The sequence below is a fragment of the Aeromonas dhakensis genome (genome assembly GCF_000820305.1).
In the GTDB taxonomy this organism is placed as follows: Bacteria; Pseudomonadota; Gammaproteobacteria; order Enterobacterales; family Aeromonadaceae; genus Aeromonas; species Aeromonas dhakensis.
In genome coordinates this window covers 95,473-95,697 of record NZ_CDBH01000048.1, presented here as the reverse complement: position 1 = coordinate 95,697, position 225 = coordinate 95,473, and the positions used below count along the sequence as shown (strand labels likewise).

Here is a 225-nt window from a genome sequence, read left to right as displayed (position 1 = left end):
AGCCGGATGACAAGGAGTACGGCGTCAGGCTGTTTGACTGCAACGTGCGTTTTCGCATCAGCGAGCCCAGTTGCCTGGTGCTCGCCATCGAGCCGGCCCAGTGAGCCAGCCATAAAAAAACCACCCGTTCGGGTGGTTTTTTGTCAGTCGTGATCCTTGTGCCTGAGGGCAATCTGGCGAAATTCCTCCTCGCAGGCGAGGAAGGCGTCGACGATGGCCGGATCG

At 59.1% G+C, this 225-nt stretch carries 1 pseudogene; it reads left to right on the top strand.

Going from position 1 to position 225, the window contains the following annotated elements:
* Positions 1-104, top strand: a pseudogene (locus BN1143_RS22440) (tRNA (N6-threonylcarbamoyladenosine(37)-N6)-methyltransferase TrmO); the annotation flags it as partial.
* Positions 105-225 lie beyond the last annotated feature (121 nt).